The sequence below is a fragment of the Paenibacillus sp. FSL H7-0756 genome (assembly GCF_038006765.1).
Taxonomy (GTDB): domain Bacteria; phylum Bacillota; class Bacilli; order Paenibacillales; family Paenibacillaceae; genus Paenibacillus_AQ.
In genome coordinates this window covers 657,896-673,696 of the sequence record NZ_JBBOVT010000003.1, presented here as the reverse complement: position 1 = coordinate 673,696, position 15,801 = coordinate 657,896, and the positions used below count along the sequence as shown (strand labels likewise).

Annotated in this window: 25 protein-coding genes; 3 read left to right on the top strand and 22 right to left on the bottom strand. The window is 48.0% G+C overall.

From position 1 onward, the window contains the following. Nucleotides 1–361 precede the first annotated feature (361 nt). Nucleotides 362–973, bottom strand: coding sequence for a restriction endonuclease (locus tag NST04_RS28930; RefSeq protein WP_341187329.1), 612 nt, complete (start codon nucleotides 971–973; stop codon nucleotides 362–364). Nucleotides 974–1,078: 105 nt separating this feature from the next. On the opposite strand from NST04_RS28930, the gene NST04_RS28925 reads away from it, so the two are divergent. The 3 genes from NST04_RS28925 (at nucleotide 1,079) to NST04_RS28915 (ending at nucleotide 2,757) form a co-directional block, all read left to right on the top strand. Further along, a complete protein-coding gene (locus NST04_RS28925; RefSeq protein ID WP_341187328.1) occupies nucleotides 1,079–1,297 on the top strand; it encodes a DUF2188 domain-containing protein in 219 nt (72 codons plus the stop codon). Between the two features lie 241 nt (nucleotides 1,298–1,538). Then, nucleotides 1,539–2,240 (top strand): hypothetical protein, encoded by a 702-nt coding sequence (locus NST04_RS28920; RefSeq protein WP_341187327.1) that lies wholly within the window; start codon nucleotides 1,539–1,541, stop codon nucleotides 2,238–2,240. 4 nt (nucleotides 2,241–2,244) lie between these two features. Beyond that, a complete protein-coding gene (locus NST04_RS28915) occupies nucleotides 2,245–2,757 on the top strand; it encodes a Pycsar system effector family protein (RefSeq protein WP_341187326.1) in 513 nt (170 codons plus the stop codon). Nucleotides 2,758–2,800: 43 nt separating this feature from the next. On the opposite strand, the gene NST04_RS28910 is transcribed toward NST04_RS28915, so the two are convergent. The 21 genes from NST04_RS28910 to NST04_RS28810 form a co-directional block, all read right to left on the bottom strand. After that, nucleotides 2,801–3,301, bottom strand: a complete 501-nt coding sequence (locus tag NST04_RS28910; RefSeq protein WP_341187325.1) for a hypothetical protein — start codon at nucleotides 3,299–3,301, stop codon at nucleotides 2,801–2,803. A gap of 86 nt (nucleotides 3,302–3,387) precedes the next feature. Then, a complete protein-coding gene (locus tag NST04_RS28905) occupies nucleotides 3,388–3,717 on the bottom strand; it encodes a LexA family protein (RefSeq protein ID WP_341187324.1) in 330 nt (109 codons plus the stop codon). A gap of 170 nt (nucleotides 3,718–3,887) precedes the next feature. Next, nucleotides 3,888–4,355, bottom strand: a complete 468-nt coding sequence (locus NST04_RS28900) for a 2-oxoglutarate dehydrogenase E1 (protein ID WP_341187323.1) — start codon at nucleotides 4,353–4,355, stop codon at nucleotides 3,888–3,890. Between the two features lie 12 nt (nucleotides 4,356–4,367). Continuing rightward, nucleotides 4,368–4,814, bottom strand: a complete 447-nt coding sequence (locus NST04_RS28895) for a hypothetical protein (protein ID WP_341187322.1) — start codon at nucleotides 4,812–4,814, stop codon at nucleotides 4,368–4,370. Further along, nucleotides 4,798–5,424 carry an HNH endonuclease signature motif containing protein gene (locus tag NST04_RS28890; protein WP_341187321.1) on the bottom strand — a complete coding sequence of 209 codons (627 nt, stop codon included), beginning with the start codon at nucleotides 5,422–5,424 and terminating at the stop codon, nucleotides 4,798–4,800. Before NST04_RS28890 ends, NST04_RS28895 begins: the two co-directional genes overlap by 17 nt. Before the next feature lie 3 nt (nucleotides 5,425–5,427). After that, a complete protein-coding gene (locus NST04_RS28885; protein ID WP_341187320.1) occupies nucleotides 5,428–5,658 on the bottom strand; it encodes a hypothetical protein in 231 nt (76 codons plus the stop codon). Nucleotides 5,659–5,691: 33 nt separating this feature from the next. Then, nucleotides 5,692–6,132 (bottom strand): DUF5348 domain-containing protein, encoded by a 441-nt coding sequence (locus NST04_RS28880; protein ID WP_341187319.1) that lies wholly within the window; start codon nucleotides 6,130–6,132, stop codon nucleotides 5,692–5,694. A 30-nt stretch (nucleotides 6,133–6,162) separates the two neighbouring features. Next, on the bottom strand, nucleotides 6,163–7,215 hold the full coding sequence (locus tag NST04_RS28875) for a hypothetical protein (protein WP_341187318.1): 1,053 nt from the start codon (nucleotides 7,213–7,215) through the stop codon (nucleotides 6,163–6,165). 2 nt (nucleotides 7,216–7,217) lie between these two features. After that, entirely contained in the window at nucleotides 7,218–7,751 is a 534-nt protein-coding gene (locus tag NST04_RS28870; protein WP_341187317.1) for a crossover junction endodeoxyribonuclease RuvC, read from the bottom strand. 128 nt (nucleotides 7,752–7,879) lie between these two features. Beyond that, nucleotides 7,880–8,083 (bottom strand): hypothetical protein, encoded by a 204-nt coding sequence (locus NST04_RS28865; protein WP_341187316.1) that lies wholly within the window; start codon nucleotides 8,081–8,083, stop codon nucleotides 7,880–7,882. Next, nucleotides 8,080–8,244: a DUF6906 family protein gene (locus NST04_RS28860; RefSeq protein ID WP_341187315.1), complete on the bottom strand. Its 165-nt coding sequence runs from the start codon at nucleotides 8,242–8,244 to the stop codon at nucleotides 8,080–8,082. The genes NST04_RS28865 and NST04_RS28860 overlap by 4 nt, the downstream gene beginning before the upstream one ends. Nucleotides 8,245–8,258: 14 nt before the next feature. Beyond that, a complete protein-coding gene (gene dnaB, locus NST04_RS28855; protein ID WP_341187314.1) occupies nucleotides 8,259–9,680 on the bottom strand; it encodes a replicative DNA helicase in 1,422 nt (473 codons plus the stop codon). Then, a complete protein-coding gene (locus tag NST04_RS28850; RefSeq protein ID WP_341187313.1) occupies nucleotides 9,673–10,017 on the bottom strand; it encodes a hypothetical protein in 345 nt (114 codons plus the stop codon). Before NST04_RS28850 ends, dnaB begins: the two co-directional genes overlap by 8 nt. After that, nucleotides 9,995–10,885, bottom strand: coding sequence for a hypothetical protein (locus NST04_RS28845; protein WP_341187312.1), 891 nt, complete (start codon nucleotides 10,883–10,885; stop codon nucleotides 9,995–9,997). The genes NST04_RS28850 and NST04_RS28845 overlap by 23 nt, the downstream gene beginning before the upstream one ends. 11 nt (nucleotides 10,886–10,896) lie before the next feature. Continuing rightward, the gene (locus tag NST04_RS28840; protein WP_341187311.1) at nucleotides 10,897–11,061 is read right to left on the bottom strand and encodes a hypothetical protein; all 165 of its coding nucleotides are present in this window, start codon (nucleotides 11,059–11,061) and stop codon (nucleotides 10,897–10,899) included. A gap of 17 nt (nucleotides 11,062–11,078) precedes the next feature. Beyond that, complete coding sequence (locus tag NST04_RS28835; RefSeq protein ID WP_341187310.1) at nucleotides 11,079–11,786, bottom strand: MBL fold metallo-hydrolase; 708 nt, start codon at nucleotides 11,784–11,786, stop codon at nucleotides 11,079–11,081. Between the two features lie 3 nt (nucleotides 11,787–11,789). Beyond that, on the bottom strand, nucleotides 11,790–12,848 hold the full coding sequence (locus tag NST04_RS28830) for a recombinase RecT (RefSeq protein ID WP_341187309.1): 1,059 nt from the start codon (nucleotides 12,846–12,848) through the stop codon (nucleotides 11,790–11,792). Then, nucleotides 12,849–14,837 carry an AAA family ATPase gene (locus tag NST04_RS28825; protein ID WP_341187308.1) on the bottom strand — a complete coding sequence of 663 codons (1,989 nt, stop codon included), beginning with the start codon at nucleotides 14,835–14,837 and terminating at the stop codon, nucleotides 12,849–12,851. After that, nucleotides 14,834–15,136: a hypothetical protein gene (locus tag NST04_RS28820; protein WP_341187307.1), complete on the bottom strand. Its 303-nt coding sequence runs from the start codon at nucleotides 15,134–15,136 to the stop codon at nucleotides 14,834–14,836. Before NST04_RS28820 ends, NST04_RS28825 begins: the two co-directional genes overlap by 4 nt. A gap of 32 nt (nucleotides 15,137–15,168) precedes the next feature. Continuing rightward, a complete protein-coding gene (locus NST04_RS28815) occupies nucleotides 15,169–15,399 on the bottom strand; it encodes a hypothetical protein (protein WP_341187306.1) in 231 nt (76 codons plus the stop codon). Further along, nucleotides 15,396–15,641, bottom strand: a complete 246-nt coding sequence (locus NST04_RS28810; protein ID WP_341187305.1) for a hypothetical protein — start codon at nucleotides 15,639–15,641, stop codon at nucleotides 15,396–15,398. The genes NST04_RS28815 and NST04_RS28810 overlap by 4 nt, the downstream gene beginning before the upstream one ends. Nucleotides 15,642–15,801: the final 160 nt, after the last annotated feature.

The window sequence follows — 15,801 nt, the reverse complement described above, 5'->3', positions numbered from 1 at the left end:
TCGGCCCCATATGCAGCCTTTACACTTAGCCGACTGCTGGGGCGGATCTTTTAAACGCTGCTGCTTCTGCTTATTCTTCAAATCAATTCCCCCAATATAAAAAAGCCGCCCAAAAATGAGCGACTTCGGAATATGTATACAGTTACTATGTGCTGGGAGAATGGCCAGATCAGTGGCGTCCGCTCCGCATCCGCAGCAAATGCGCTGCGCTCTTTGCTTAAAATCTTTAGGGACTTTGTAACAAAGGAGGACAAGACCATTTTACAGAGCTAGTGAAATATGAGTCAAAACCAACAGCAGTGAAAATACGGCTTCATCACATAGTTTCATGCTTCGTACTTTATATTGCTCACTATTTGGCTTAAGCACTCGTTTTAGCATTATTGACTTTTCTAGTAGCTGCCATCTTCTCTCTCATTTGCAAAAGCATTTCGATAAGCTCCTCACGGCCGATGAGACGCACGTTATTTGACTTTGCTAGCTTGTAGGCTTGTTCAGTATAATCTCTATTCGTTACAACCCAAGCAGCTGATGCACCATAATGCGAAACTGCCCCTCGTACCTCCTGCACTGCTTTCAGTCCAACATTCTTACTGTACCGCTTTGCCTGGACAACAATTCGTTTCCCGTCTTTTGATAGGACCAGATCGGCACCGTAATCACCGGCAGCTTGTGTAACTTCAGCTTTGTATCCTTGAGATCGGAATAGGTGACCAAGGTATTGTTCAAATTGAACACCTTCCATTTTGTCAATCTCAGCAATACCAGATTTCTTTAAGCGTTCCGCCCGCTTTTGCCCTATCACAATCATCAATGTAACTACAACAGCCACACCGACAGCCGCTCCAACTATAGCACCCTGTAAGGTTTTGGTTAAATAGTATCCTCCGAGTGCTAATCCCATTGTTGCTAAGCCAGCTAATCCCTGAAAAAGCTCTTCTTCCTGCTTTGCCCTGCTCTTTCTTCTTGCCACTTGAAACCCCTCCACAAATATGATCGTATGTGTCTATATTCGTCATAAAGGAAGGAATTTCCTCCTTCAATGTCGAACTTTAGACCTAAGAAGGGAGGTGTAGAAATGCCTAATCAACACGTAGTTCCTCATGAAGACGGATGGGCAGTAAAAGGTGAAGGAAATAGTAAAGCGACTGTTGTCACAAGAACAAAACAGGAAGCCGTCGATGCTGGTAGAGCAATTACAAAGAGTCAAGGAACTGAGTTAATTATTCATGGTAAAGACGGAAAGATCCAGGATAAGGATAGCCACGGAAAGGATCCTTATCCACCAAAAGGTTAAGCAAAGAAAAGGCAAGAGGAGGTACGCCCCGGTTGTGTACCGCAAGTGCAGCCATGCGTTTCACTCTTGCCTAATTTCCACGTTATCATAGTATCAAGAAAAAGGCGTCAATTGGCGTTCAACTTACAACCAACATACGGTCACATTGTATTCATTTTTAGTTATTTCTTAAGGTTCTCATAAAAACTCAGAGGACAAGTTATAGAAATCACCAGATTAATTAATAATTGGGGGAATTTTAATGAAAAACATTTTAAAAAAATCTCTTAATACTAATGATCTAAACAAATTGTTTCAAGCGGGTATGCTGACTAAGCGATCAATACATGGTAGTTTAGATGAAGAGATCATTCGTGAGCATTTTTCTATTACGGATATCGGTATAAAGGATAATGCTGTTATTCCAATCCCTGGTGTAACGTTTGTCTTTGACTTGGAAGGCTCTTCAGTTAGCATTAGAGATCGTGGAGAACAAGACTTTATTGATAGATTTTCACAGATGTTCAAAAGCTTAACTAATATCATTTATAGTAATAATGGTATCGTTGAGAAGTTTCCTGGAGACGGAATCAGTGCTCACTTTTTACAGAATGCAGAAGAATCCTTTGCGATCTGTAGAAGAAGAGCGGCTAGCACGGCTAATGACATTCAAACTTATATGAGAAACCAAAATTATAGTGGTTTTAGAATAAGTATGTGGAGTGGTCAATCAACTGTAGCAACAACTATTGGCGATGAAAATCATCACGAGATTATTAGTATTGGCCATGGGGTAAACGTAGCGCACAAGCTTGAGAAGACTATTAAGGATAGCGGATTTACTGTCGGAATGGATCGTGATATTTGGTTTCAGTATAAAGCCGTTACTGGAAAAGCTGAAAATGTACGAACCCTTCCGACGAATCTGCGGTCTGCAACCGAGCAATACTGGTATGGAGCGTGAAACAATGAGTAATATGGATGAAGAAAAACAATTTGATTATCATAAGCACCAATCAGTATACATTTCTGACTATATTAAGTTTGCTGACAGCAAAGCCGGCATAACTCTGAGTGTTGTTGGTGTCGTATTCGCATTTTTTTCTCTTGAAATGAAAAAATTGTGGGATAAGGGAATTGCAGAAGCCCCCCTTGGCTACCCATTTTACTTTTATTTGGTCTTTCTTTTAGGCATTGTAGCTGGAATGTATTTTTTAGGCAGGGCAATATGGCCAAGATATCTGATCGACAAAAGTAAATATCACTCTTGGGGTGGAATTGCAGCATTTGATACCGATGACAATTATGTGACAGAAATGAAACGAAAATTTCAAAATAATACTAATTTCCTTGAAGAACTCATGAAGCAAAATCACTCCATAGCAACAATTTGCAAAAAGAAGTACTTCTGGATTCGACTTGCCTACAAAACTTTAGGTATTAGCGTTGTAGGTGCGAGTTTGACTTGGTTCTTAAGTTAATCATTCATAAAACCGACTCTTAAACAGAATCGGTTTTTATTTTTTAAAACTCTGAATTATCTTTTTCAAAAAAACCCATTAATTTCAACGTGTTAGCGACACTTTCCGTCCCTTCAAGTAGTTTGCGTCTAACAGTACTGTCACTAAGCCCGTACCGGAAGAATAACACCGTCTCTTTAAATGAATGCCCCTCAATATACCTATGTTGAATAGCATTGCGCGCTTCTTTGTCCTGAATAAGACCAGTTGCTCTCCGAATAGCTCCGGTATAGAGCTGATACTGCTGATATACCCATCTTTGCTTTTCTATTAGAATGACAGCATTAGCAGACTTGTCAGCATGCAATTCATCCTCATCTATCCGTCGTGCTACTTCTCCATCGATGCCAACCTGCTGCAGATCTTTTGTGTTATTCTCATAGTCAGTCATCAGCAACGTCATGCTTTTAAATTTACTAAGCAGAAATTTTGTCCGTTTAATCTCAACTTCGTTTGCTTTTGGGAAAAGCTCGCTTTGCTCAAAAATCCCCCATGCCATCGCCATCCCCTACTCCCCCTGTGTTATAATGTCAAGAGGAATAGTTTGGTAGAAGGACCCCCGCCCCGGCCAAGGATATGGGGGTCTTTGTATTATCGATTTTCACTGACAGCCAGCTTATTCCGCAGCTCCATGTTCTCCTGCAGCAGCCGCGTATTTTCTTGACGCAACGCTTCATACGACTCGAGCGAATCACTTTCCTTCTGCCCCACCACCCGCAGCGTCCTAACCTCAAAATCCGTCTTCTCCAAATACCCTTTGTTTACTAATTGCTTGACCAGCGAATGCGCTGTAGAACGAGACTTTAGCTTCAGGAGATCCGCCACCTCGGTAACCGAGGGAGCATATCCCTTTTGAGCGATAAAGCCTTTTATAAGCTGCAGCGTCTCCTCCTGTCGTTTTGTTAAAGGTCTATTTGTCATGATTACTTGGCTCCTTCCCCTTTGCCGAGTACTTTGTCCCAGCAGTCATTGCACAATGGCGGCTCAATGGGTAGCCCCATACATCCACACTCGCGCCCGTTACAACAATATTCCGGTTCATATTCTATGGGAGCTCCACATTCCATACACTTCCACTCACTACTCATATTTCATATCTCCATCCAATTCCATAGCCCCTGCTGCCCCTTAGCTGGGATCGGCGCTGGTAACTGCTTTACATCTGCCAGTTCCCAAGCATAGCGACCATTATCATAGTTTCCAAAGAGAAATTCCTTTTTGTCCCCAAGATAGCCGGCCCATAACTGCCGTCGACCATCAGAGGCGTTCAACTCAACTGGGGCTGTTTTTGCCTGCCAATTTGGCCGAACGATCTTCCAACATTCCTTCAGTTGAGCTGTTGCCAAAACCACACCAGTCGGCAGGTTTTCGGCTGTGTATCCGTGTCTGGACAGCGCGGCTTTAATCTCAGACTGTTGGCAAGCATCCTGGTCTATCTTCTTTCCCGCGTGGATAGCAATGTTTCCCCGGTGGTTGGTAAGCCAGCTACGAGTTTCATACTGTTTTTCCAGGACAACTATCAATGTTGCCCAAGGCTGGATTATTGTAATAGTCTTCATGTGTACCCCTCCTTATCCGGATGAAACATTCCTCTTATCCAACTTCAGTGCTATAGCCAGCTGGCACACGCGCCACCGGTCACAACCAAGAGCTGCCGCAGCAGCTCCTCGTTTGTGCTTCAGCTTTGGATAATGTTCAAGCATCCAATTCCTCTCATAATCGCTTATCTGAATGTCACCCTGTACCGTAAGCTTATTAATGGCCAACTTCTCCATGACGGCTGCCTGCGCACTACCGTCACGGATCTTGTAGGGAGATCTCCTACTCTCCTTCTCCAAAACTCCAGCTAATTTTAAATTGGTCAGCGTGGAAGCAATAGAATTGTAGGAGGAACCAACAGCTTTCAAAGTTTGCTGCAGATCGCCCGTTTTGAAATAGGCTATCAGCACTGTTGCTTGGTGTTTGGTAATCCTGCCATCCTGCAGGTGCTTCTCAATCAGTTCAGTCTCTTGTTCCATCACATGGAGCTCCTTTCGAATAACGCTTAATCCGCTTTCTCTCACTGATCTTCTGAACAATATCTGCTAGAATCACACTGCTCCGCGTGAGCTCAGCATCCTTTTGGATAAGACCTCGCTTGTTCATCACGGCCAGCTGCCCGCGGGTAACCAGGATTAAGTTATCTGGATCAAAGTTCCGCCGGTCCCCATCTCCAAATATGACTGCATGCCTCTTTGGAACCGTAAGTCCGCTGTGCTGCTCCCAAACGATCAGGTGCTTTCCGCGCCACTTGTTCGGATTTGCGATTTTGATGTCGACATAATCGTCCCCGTTAACCCTCTCTGATCCTACAGGGACGTAATTATGAGGCTTATGCCCCTTCTGAAACTGTGTCGCTTCACCGCCTGGCCACAGCTTCTTCTTGCCCTTGTTGGATGGAATGTTCCCCGGTTTGATCCGGGCATCGATACCGCTTTTCAGCCGCTTATTCTTGATGAAGGCTCGCATTTGCGAAGGCTGGAGCTTGACACCGAACTTCTCATTGAACATTGCAGTCAGCTCCAGAACATATCGCCCCTGTATATTTGTACTGACGAACTCCTTCTGCTCAGGAGTAAATCGAAACATCGATCATCCCTCCAGCATCTTAGGAATGGACGTATTTGCATTCATCTTGTCATCAGCCATCTTTATGGCATCCAGCACCAGAGATCCGTTTGCAATAACCTGTGAAGCAACGCTTGTCACTGCTTTCGCTCTGCTGATCTCGTCCGCTAATTTTTCGCCAGTCAATTCCTCATCGCTCAGCCGCTCCAATTGAGCAAATAGGTGATTATTCAGATCCCCTAATGTGTTCCGCATGATTAACCTCCCTCTGATTTAAATCCGGCGCCTTCAGTCCCATAATGGAATCTCCTTAACCCGAACCCGCAGCCCCTGAAGGGAGAGCCCCTTCCTACCCACAATGCAGTAATCCTCTCCGTCGTGCTCAACCCGTGAGCTAACCCATCTGGCATCTTCCCCAGGCTCCGTCAGCAGATACTCTATATAACCACTGCTGGAAAAGTAAGTACCGTCCTGCAGGCCGTACCGCCCATCTGAACGCTTGTGCAGAACCCCCTCTTTCAAAACCGGAGCTACCGTAAACCGAATCAGACGCCGAGCATCGTTCAGCTTGTCTTGAATCTGATAGAACATCCCCCGGAGATACATATCATCCGGCTGGGTCCGGTCATAATGAGTCGGCCAGGCTGCCTCAGCCTCATTGATCATGTTCGTGACCCACTTGATCTGTGGTTCCAGCTTTACAAGCTCCTTTAGAATTTGATTATTCATTTTCATCCCTCCTGTAAGAGAAGAAGCAGCTTACGCTGCTCCCCCGTCACCCTTCATCATTTTCCGTTCAACCCGCTTCTTGTAGGCCCCCCACTTGGCCGACAGCACTGATGCACTGACTTCCTTCTCCTGAGCGATCTCCTTCCAAGTCTTGTTCTTCTCCAAACGCTCCTGCAGCAGCTCCGGGAACAAGATCGGCGTGCCGTTAATCTCAATATCATCGTAAACAGGTCGGTTGGTCAGAATGAATGCTTCCAGATCATCCTTACTGACCTCTTCTCCCGGAGAAGTTTCAGTTGCATCAGGTTCTTCACCAGTACCTCCACCAGTTTGACCATCAGCCACAGGAGTGCCCTTGGCTTCCTCCGGATCACTGCTTCCGGATTGACCATCACCGTCCGGCTGTTTAGGCTCCAGTTCGGCATTATCGCCTTCGCCACCACTTTGCTCACTCTCAGTTTCACCTTCGGTTTGATCAGCGTCTTCAGCCGCAGGTTCCACTGTGGGTGGCGCCACAGGCGCTTGTCCTTTTCGCCATTCGTTCCACTTGGCTGCCATAGGCGCAACCCGCTTACGGTAATCGTCCACCATGACCACAAACACGCCTACTCCCATGCCGATATCAGCAGCAATTTTCAAGTAGGTGTCCCCGCTGACGAGACGTTCCGTAATCTCATGGAAGTCATAATCCATGTCGTCGAACCTCGGTGCCAACCCGCTGAGAATGAAATCCTGAATAACTCCAAGATCAATTTGCTCCGGATCGGCCTTGACCTCGATCTGTTCAGCTGGCAAGCCTAAATCCATGGAGAGCTGTTCACCTTCCGGTTCTGCTGCCGATACAACCCCACTGCCATCAACAGTGTATTTCGTGAGTGGCTTTCCAGTCTTAGCGTTTTTCAGGACCTTGTAGGTAACGATCTGAGAGTCCAAACCACCAATTACCTTCAGCTCCAGCATGCTTTGAAGAGTATTGTATTGCCCATCCAGTTCGGCGGCCGGAATACTGATGGTAATCTCCGTCTCCTCTGCAGACTTCAGATTGATTTTTTTAACAGTGCCTTTGAAATTGATATAACTCATGATTACGCCACTCCCTTGTTATGGTTTTGATGATAAGCCCAGCAAAGCGCAAGAGCGTCAGAAGGGTCGAACAGACGCTGCTGCACTTCCCCCTTCTTGTATTTGCCTTTGGGATCGTTCTTTTTGTAGAGAACCGGTACGGCAAGATCGTCATAATCAAGCCCAAACAGCATCTGCATCTCGATGGCCACAGTTTCCTTGTCTGCATTGCCTTTTCCCGTCTGCATCTTTAACTCGGTTGGCCGAACATGCGCAATCTTGATTTCCAGATGTAAGGCTGCCAGTGTCACCATTGAAAAAGCTCCAACCAAGGCAATTACACTGGATGCATTCTTGAAGTGAACCGGTCTCTCGAGTACGATCACGTCAGGCAGCTCCTGTTCAATAATCCGAAATGTATCTTGATAAATGGCGTCCAAAACGTGCGGCATGGCAATCTTGCTATAGTCTCTTAGCCCGAATTCCAGTGGCTTACCTTTTTCCATGGTTGCCCAGCCGGCGTAATTGGTTCCGTGATCGATGCCCAGGATTTTCATAGTTGTATCTCCCTTTCTGCCGTTTCGGCATCATTGCCACATCCAGAACAAATACTGTCCCAACCATTTGCCCGCCGTCATCCCAAATAGAAAAGGAATGTCGCTGCTGGAAGAATGGATCGATGGGATTATGTGTACTCCTTGCCATCCGGTACCGCCTCCCGTTTCCGCTTGCCGACCGCAAGTTCGAATTCTGTGATGCCTTCGTCGATCTCCACTGGCTCCAGCTCCGCGAACTCTTCTAGGAGCTCCATCCGCTCCGCGACTGCGCCCGTGGCGATATAATGCCGACGCATCCAGTTATACACATGCCAGTAATTACGCCCGCTCATGAAACGCCCTTTTTGATCTTCTTGAGCTTCCCTGTCTTACGACTAACCAAGACAAGTTCTTCAGGTGTATCACGCTCTATCAGCCAGCTTTTCGGATCGACCCGTTCAAGACCTGCCAACATCATTTTCTGTTTCCTGGTTGGACGCTTCCCCTGCTTCATTCAGATCCTCTCCCTCACGCCCATTTGCGCTTGTTCATATCCTTCACATTCCCCGCAGGTGGCTGGGGCTGTTCCGAATGAGCACGCTCATAATTAGCAAATTTGTTGAAAGCCTTTAAGAACACCAATTCCACAGTGCCCACCGGGCCGTTTCGTTGCTTAGAAATAATGATTTCGATAATATTCTTCTTCTCTGCATCTTGGTTGTAATAGTCGTCACGGTACAAGAAGGCCACGATATCGGCATCCTGTTCAATCGAACCTGATTCACGAAGGTCACTCATCATCGGGCGCTTGTCCTGACGTTGCTCGACGCCGCGGCTGAGCTGGGACAAAGCGATAACCGGTACTTCAAGCTCCCGTGCAAGCTGCTTCAAGGTGCGGGAGATCTGGGAAACCTCTTCCTGCCGGTTCACACCCCGCTGCCCCCTGCCCTGGATAAGTTGCAGGTAGTCAATGACGATCATGCCAAGCCCCTTCTCCTTCTTGAGCCGCCGGCATTTGGAACGAATCTCGTTAACGGTAATACCCGGAGTATCGTCGATGTAGATATCAGCCTCAGATAATGACCCCATAGCAACAGCCATTTTCTCCCAATCATCTTCTTCGAAGTGTCCAGTCCGCATTCGACTGGCGTCGATGTTGCCTTCAGCACAGACCATGCGCTGTACGAGCTGAGCATTGGACATCTCAAGGCTGAATACGGCAACAGTCTCTTTGGCGCGGACTGCCACGTTCTGAGCGATGTTCAGGGCGAACGCTGTCTTTCCCACCGATGGCCGGGCAGCAACGATAATCAGATCATTACGCTGGAATCCGGAAGTCATCTTGTCGAGATCGTCAAACCCGGATCGGATACCGGTGATCCCTTGTGATGTTTCCCGTACGCTGTACCGCTGCTCGGCATCTTCCCAAACCTGCATAAGGACGTCCTTCATAGTGGCAAACTCCCGGACCGGAACTGACTGATCAGATAGCTTCGATACAGCATGTTCCGCCATCGCGATGAAGCCCTTCACGTCCTGTTCCTCTCCTGCGTTGCGCAGAAGGTCCATTGCAGTGTCTATGGCCTGGCGCCGAAGGAACATTTCCTGCACCCGCTCAGAGTAGTACCCGGCGTTCGCCACGGTAGGAACAGCTCCGGCCATCCGTGCCAGATAACTGACACCGCCTACTTTCTCAAGCTCCTCGCTGTCTTTGAGCTGTGAGGTTAAGCTGACCATATCGATCGGCAGTTCGGCGTCGTTCAGTTTGCGCATAGCCCGGAAGATACGGGCATGGCCTTGGTCACTGAATTCTCCACCCTGCAAGATGTCAGCAACAGCTTCAAAAGCCGTCTGGTCCAAGAGCGCGGCTCCAAGGACCGCTTGTTCAGCCTCCAGGTCAACCGGCGGCTGAATCCCCATCTGTTCAAGCATCTGTTCTTGGTTAAGCATTTGCCTCGCCCCGAATCTTCCGTTTTACATCGTCCCAATACCCTTCAGGCGGCGGCTTGCTGTTGGTGCTCCAGGTGTCGAGATTAGCAAAGTGCTGTTCAGTCAGCACTTTCATCTGCTCCCGCTCGATTTGCTCTCCGAGACTACCTCGAATCTCTGCAATGTTGGGGTAATACTTACCAGTTTTTACATGCTCATCGACATTCTGCATTGCAGCTTCGAAGGAAAAATCATGAAGGTATTTCAAGTGCCGATCAACGTTTTCAGGACTAACGTCGAAGTTCGGATAATTCTCCTTGATCTCAATGAGCAAGTCATATACTTGCGCTTTGTCCACGCTGCTTTTCCTCCCTTGCTCGTCTTCGCAAATCCTCCAGTTCTTGCTGCTGCTTAGTTATTCGCTGCGGCTTTGGACTCCCAATGGCGACAGGTACGTGCGGCACCGCAACTGTTATGGGCTCTTCCTGCTGCAACTTCGTCCACTCGTCATAGCAGCGAGGGATGCAATAAGTAATGCTTCGAATCTCGTCACGCCTGTGCTTCGGCTTGTAGGTGTCAAAGGATTCATCCACCACCCGGTTAATCAAGTCGACCGGCATGCCATCCGCAATCATAAGCTTGATTTCAGAAAAGTCTAAAGGGGAGACACTAACCCCCTTGCCACGTTTCTGACAAAAATGCCTTTCGACTTGAGATGCTAATTTCAAAATGTCATCTTCGTCAGAAGCAGAAGAAGCAGCATCTTTATATATCTCTGTAATATCTTTATTAGATCGGACATTTTTGTCCGGGAGATCGGACATTTTTGTCTGTTCACTAGGGGGAGAGATCGGACATTTTTGTCCACTCTCTTCCTCAGAACGGACATTTTTGTCTGTTCTCTCAACAGCCCATTTTTTAGAATTATGAACACTGATTATGAGTCCGTAAGGTGCTCGGGTGACCTTGATATAACCATTGCTTTCCAAAGTATTTAGCCAGCGGCTCACAGTCTTCTCAGTGGCTCCGAATGGCTCTGCAAGCTCTGAAAGCTTCCATGGCTTATTTCCGTGGACGATGCCCCATACAATTCCGTCCCTTTCCTTCTCGGAAGTCGTGGAGCTGACGCACCAGAGGAAAAGCCATATCGCGCTGCCTATTTTCTTGTAGTGTTCTGGCTCCAACAATCCGGAGTACATGGGAAACGGGTAACTGCCATCGGGCATTAAATCATCCCCTATTTTCTATCTCTATCATCTTGCAGGTAAACGAAAGGATACTTCACCCGCTTGACCGTAAAACCGGGATAACCACGGGCGAAATACTCCCGGGTCTCCCGCTTAAACTCTTCCTGGTCCACCTTCATGATCTTCCAGATCCGCTCGCCCATCATGCTCTTCATGAGTGGCTTGTCCTCGATCATCGGTCAGCTACTCGAACCAGCGCGCCGGTGGTCTCTTGAATCTCTTTCTTGAAGCGCTCGGCATCACTGTTCCCATCAGATAAGTGCAGCAGCCAAATCTCCTCGACATTCCGGGTATCGTTGACCTTTAACATCTCCTTCACATTCTCCAGAGAGAAATGGGAACGAAGCAGCCGTTTCTTCTGTGCTGGATGCAAGTGGCCGGCAGCCACCCGCTCATTGACGATATCGCGGGAGTAATTGCATTCCACCATGATGTGAGTCAGGCCGCTGAAGCGATGCCGGCAGTAATAGGTATCTGTCAGGAAGACCAGTTTATCGCCCGCTGAATTCGCCAGCAGGAAGCCCAATGGTTCTTCAACATCATGCTGGATATCGAACGGTAGGATCGTCCATGTGCCTATCGTGAATTTCTCCAGCGCATTAATGACCTTTAGACGATGGCCTGACAGCCCTCTGGCAGCTGCTGTCCCTGCACTGGTGTAAATATTGATTCCTGCTCGCATAATGTCAGGAGCAGCCTTGCTATGATCAAGATGCTCATGTGTGATCAAGCAACCGGCAATGTCCGACATTCTGAAATTGAGTGCCCGCTGAATCGACTTATAAGGAAAACCGGCTTCCAGCAGGAGCGCGGTGTCCCCATCCGATATACGGTAGGCGTTGCCGGCGCTGCTGGAGCCGAGACACTGGATATCTATCATGGGCTAAAAGAGTACTTCATCATCTGAAACAACTGAATCCTTCGATGGAACATCCCCAGAAAAATCATATGGGTCTGGGTCGGCTGCAGTATTGGCTGACTGACTATCAGGTGTACCGACTGGTGAATCATTCGGAGTAACATCGATAATGGTCTTATTTGCATTTGCCCGGATTTCCTCATCCACCTCTACCTCAGCAAATTCGCTTTCCATCTGCTTCAGACGCAGATAGTCATCATCGATCTTCTGGGAGTCAATAGTGATGTCTCCATAAGCTGCGCGGTAAACAGTCTTCCAGGCCATCTTCTCCGGCCAACCTTCTACCGGTTCTTTACCGACATTTTTACCATTCTCCCATTTGTCCTTCTCACCACCCCAGAATTCAGGAGAAGCCTTATCCGGCTTACGTTTATCAATATCCTTCTTTGTCATGATTACGAGTTTATTTTTTTCAGGAGCGCTGGAGAAACCATGATAATAGAAGCCCCCGATAATATCACCACGGTCAAAGGGATTAACAATTCCAAATTCATAGCCTTCAAATTTATTCTTAGAATCCTTCTTAACCGGTCTGAACTTATCTGTGGAATAAACTAATTCAACGGTCACATGATCCGGAACATCAAGTCCGTATTTCGTAGCCTTGAGCTCGATACCGCGGTATCCTTCAATAAAGGTAATGTCGTATTTGTTCGTATGCTTGTTTTTATAAGGAATAGGGTTAATATGATTAGGCTGAGAAGGGTCGAATCCGACCCGTGCCATCGCCACGACATCACGAGCGAGCTTCTCCATGTTCACGTTCTGCCAAGTAACCGGCAAAGCATCGCGATACTTCTCAGCTTTCCTCAGCCGTTTCTCCTCGGTAGTTTTCAAGATAGCATCCAGAGCGATGAAATAATTCTGAGCCAGACGTTTCTGGAAGTTGGTAAGAGCCACTTCACCGACGCTGGAACCGAATTCGGAAATGACCTTTGTCATGAAGCGTTCCGATTGGGTAGGTTCCTTTTTGGCAACCGTAGTCGGAGCTGCCTGCTGCTTTGCTTGATCTGTAGTGCTCAATTAAATCGCCTCCTGTATTGCTGCCGTCTCGATGCGCAGCTTCTTATCTGCTTCACTTACAACCAGCCGAATGACCTGAGCATCCGTTCCGATTAGTTTGGTAACAGCTTCGGCATTGTCTACGAAGATCGGAGCGCTAAAGCCATAATGCTCACCCAACGTATTGATGATGTCCAGGCCGACATTGATGCGGGCTGCGTTGTTCAGGCCGCCGTCATACGGAACGCCCTTATAGAGCGTGTCGCAGACTTCCTTAATCCCGCCGTTGATCTGATCTTCGAAGAGGCGGAACCGAGCGAGCTTGAATTTACTGTTGATCTTGGCATCCAACATGCTGACCTTGGTTTTGGTGAATTCCTCGCAGAGGAACAGTTCATGCTGCAGTCGTTCGTATTCAGCAGCCAGCTCCCGTTCCTGGTTCTCTAGCTCCGTAACACGCAACTGCGCACGGCGGACACCATCGAATTTAGCAAGGTCACGCTCCATCTCTTCAATCTCGGAACGCTGCTGCCGGATATCGTTCCGAACAGACGCTGCAGTTTCATCAGAGGAAGCTTTAAGATCTCTGATCTGCTGCTGCACTGTCGCTGCCTCAGCATGTTTGCTGGCATAATCCGGATCTGCTGCAGGGTCCTTTACGCCCGCTCGCAGTTCAACCAGTTCAGCTTCTGCCATGGTGATCTCTGTCTGCACAGCAGCCAAGGTTTTACTAAGCTCTTCAATATCGATCTGGAGCTGCTTGGCCTCCTGTTCAAACTTCTGAGCTTCTGTGACCGCCGCTTTGCCGGAAGCGTTAATACGTTCCTTCCGTTCAGCCAATCTGCGATTAAAGTCCGCTTGGGCCTTGTCATGGGCAGCCTTGACCTGATCTTCAGGTAAGGACTGCCCGCAGGCGGAGCAGTGAGCATCGTGATCACCGGCAGGTTCAAAGGTCAAACCCTTCAGTTCTGCAAACTCAGCCCGCAGCCGATCTGCTTCCTGCCGGCGCCCTGCGGCCAGCCGCTCGTTGTTCTGGATGCGCTGCTGCTTATCCTCAATATCCCGGCGGTACCGGTTGACCTCCATGTGCATTTGATTGACTGCATCTCTCTTAATAGCAACCTTATCCAGCACATCCGACTGCATACGGCTCTTAATGGCAATCAGCTCACCTTCAATCTCTCGCAGCCGTTTCTCCTTCACGGCCACCTCGCCCCCGGAGAGAATGCGGGACAATTCAGCTTCACTGGATTCAACCCGAAGGCGGAACATTGTGATGTCTTCCTTCAGCAGCTCCTCATCTAACTCCTTAACATCCGGCATCTGCCGCTGCACCTCACTGATCCGCACCGGCAGCTCCTTGATCTCCTTGTTAATCACGGTGCACCGGGAGGAGATCACCTTCTTGTGAGAGTCAAGGTCACGGTCACTTAGGATGCCGGGGAGAGGGGCAAGAAGCTTGTTTTCGTGAATCACTTCTGCATCTGTCAGGTCACCGCACACTTCCAGCAGTGTCTTCCGGCGATCCTCCTTCTTCAGTTGTTCGTTAAAGTAAGAAGGTGAAGTCAGAAGCTTAAAGAGTTCCTCTTTAATGAGAGAATCAACTTCAGTGGAGTACACTCCCTTTTTGACAGGAACACCATCTATAAAGTAGGAAGTGGTGTGTCCTGTGAACTCTTCAGTGGCTGAACCCCGCTTCTTGGTCCAGTCTTCCGTAAAAACCCGGCGGAAGGTACGGCGGCGGCCGTCGATCAGGAACACTCCCTCGACCTCATGCTCCAGCTTGTGCTGAAGGACTTTGCCCGCCCCATCCAAACCCTTGATCTCAAAATCCGCCTTGTTCTGAGAATCCTTACCGAAAAGAAGCCAGACAAAACCGTCGAAAATCGTTGTCTTCCCGGTGGCATTGTCGCCATAGACATCAGCGTCCCCGCCGTTGACGGCGAGGACAAGTTCTTTGATTCCTTTGAAATTGCGGAGCGTCAGGCGCTCCAAATTGATACGCTTCAAGCGATCTCCTCCTTCTCTGCCGGCTGTACCGACTGAGGATATTTGATATTGTCGATGTGTGTATTGACCATATAGGCCAGCTCCGCTATGATTTCATCAGATAAGTGGAGCTGCACAGAATACCCTTCAGTCCGTAAGCTAATTACTGTAGGACAAAAATGGTTTTTCGGATCAATGCTAATTTCGACTGGCTTACCATTTGGGTCAAAAGATGTTGCCATACCCATTGCCAACCACTCCCTCTTGTGTAGTGCGCCTCCACCTGCTAAGATGGAGGCAAGTTGATATTTAGTTTTCAAAGAGCAGGCGTCCCGGTGCAACGGGGCGTTTTTTATTTGCGGTTTTGCTTGCGAGATTCACGAACCGCCTTCCGGCGCTTCTTCCGTTGCACCTTTGCCCATTTGGACAGCGGTCCATTAGATGAACGTTCAACAATCACGCTGTCTTTATCACCAAGGTGCTTATTGGCTTCGCGCTGCAACTCCCGTGGAATGGGTACAAATCCACCCGATAATGGCTGAGACTGCTTAAGGCGGATCAATTCGCCTGTGTCAATGTTCAAACCGACTCACTTCCTTCCTTAAGTTCATCCAGCGCAATTCCGAGCACTTCCAGCTTTTCTTCCACATCTCCGACTTCGCTTGATATTTCATTGAGTTCCTCAACCAAGTCATCCAGATCATCATCGATAAAGTCCGAAATGCTGATTAAGATATCACCAGTCTGATGTTTCGCATCGTCTACTGCATTTTGGAAATCTTTTAGAGTCTGGACCGCTTTCTCAATCCGCTTCTGTAAGCTCATTATTCTTATCCTCCTTCCTATGTAAGATCAAGGTGGGCCGGGACTTGAACCCGGCATCGGTTTGCACATAGTTGTTCGTAGGTCGCCGGTAGGCGCAATGCCCGGACCTGACTTCACCGCAAAGCCGCATTGGATTTTATAGCCGGCTTCTGCCGACAAC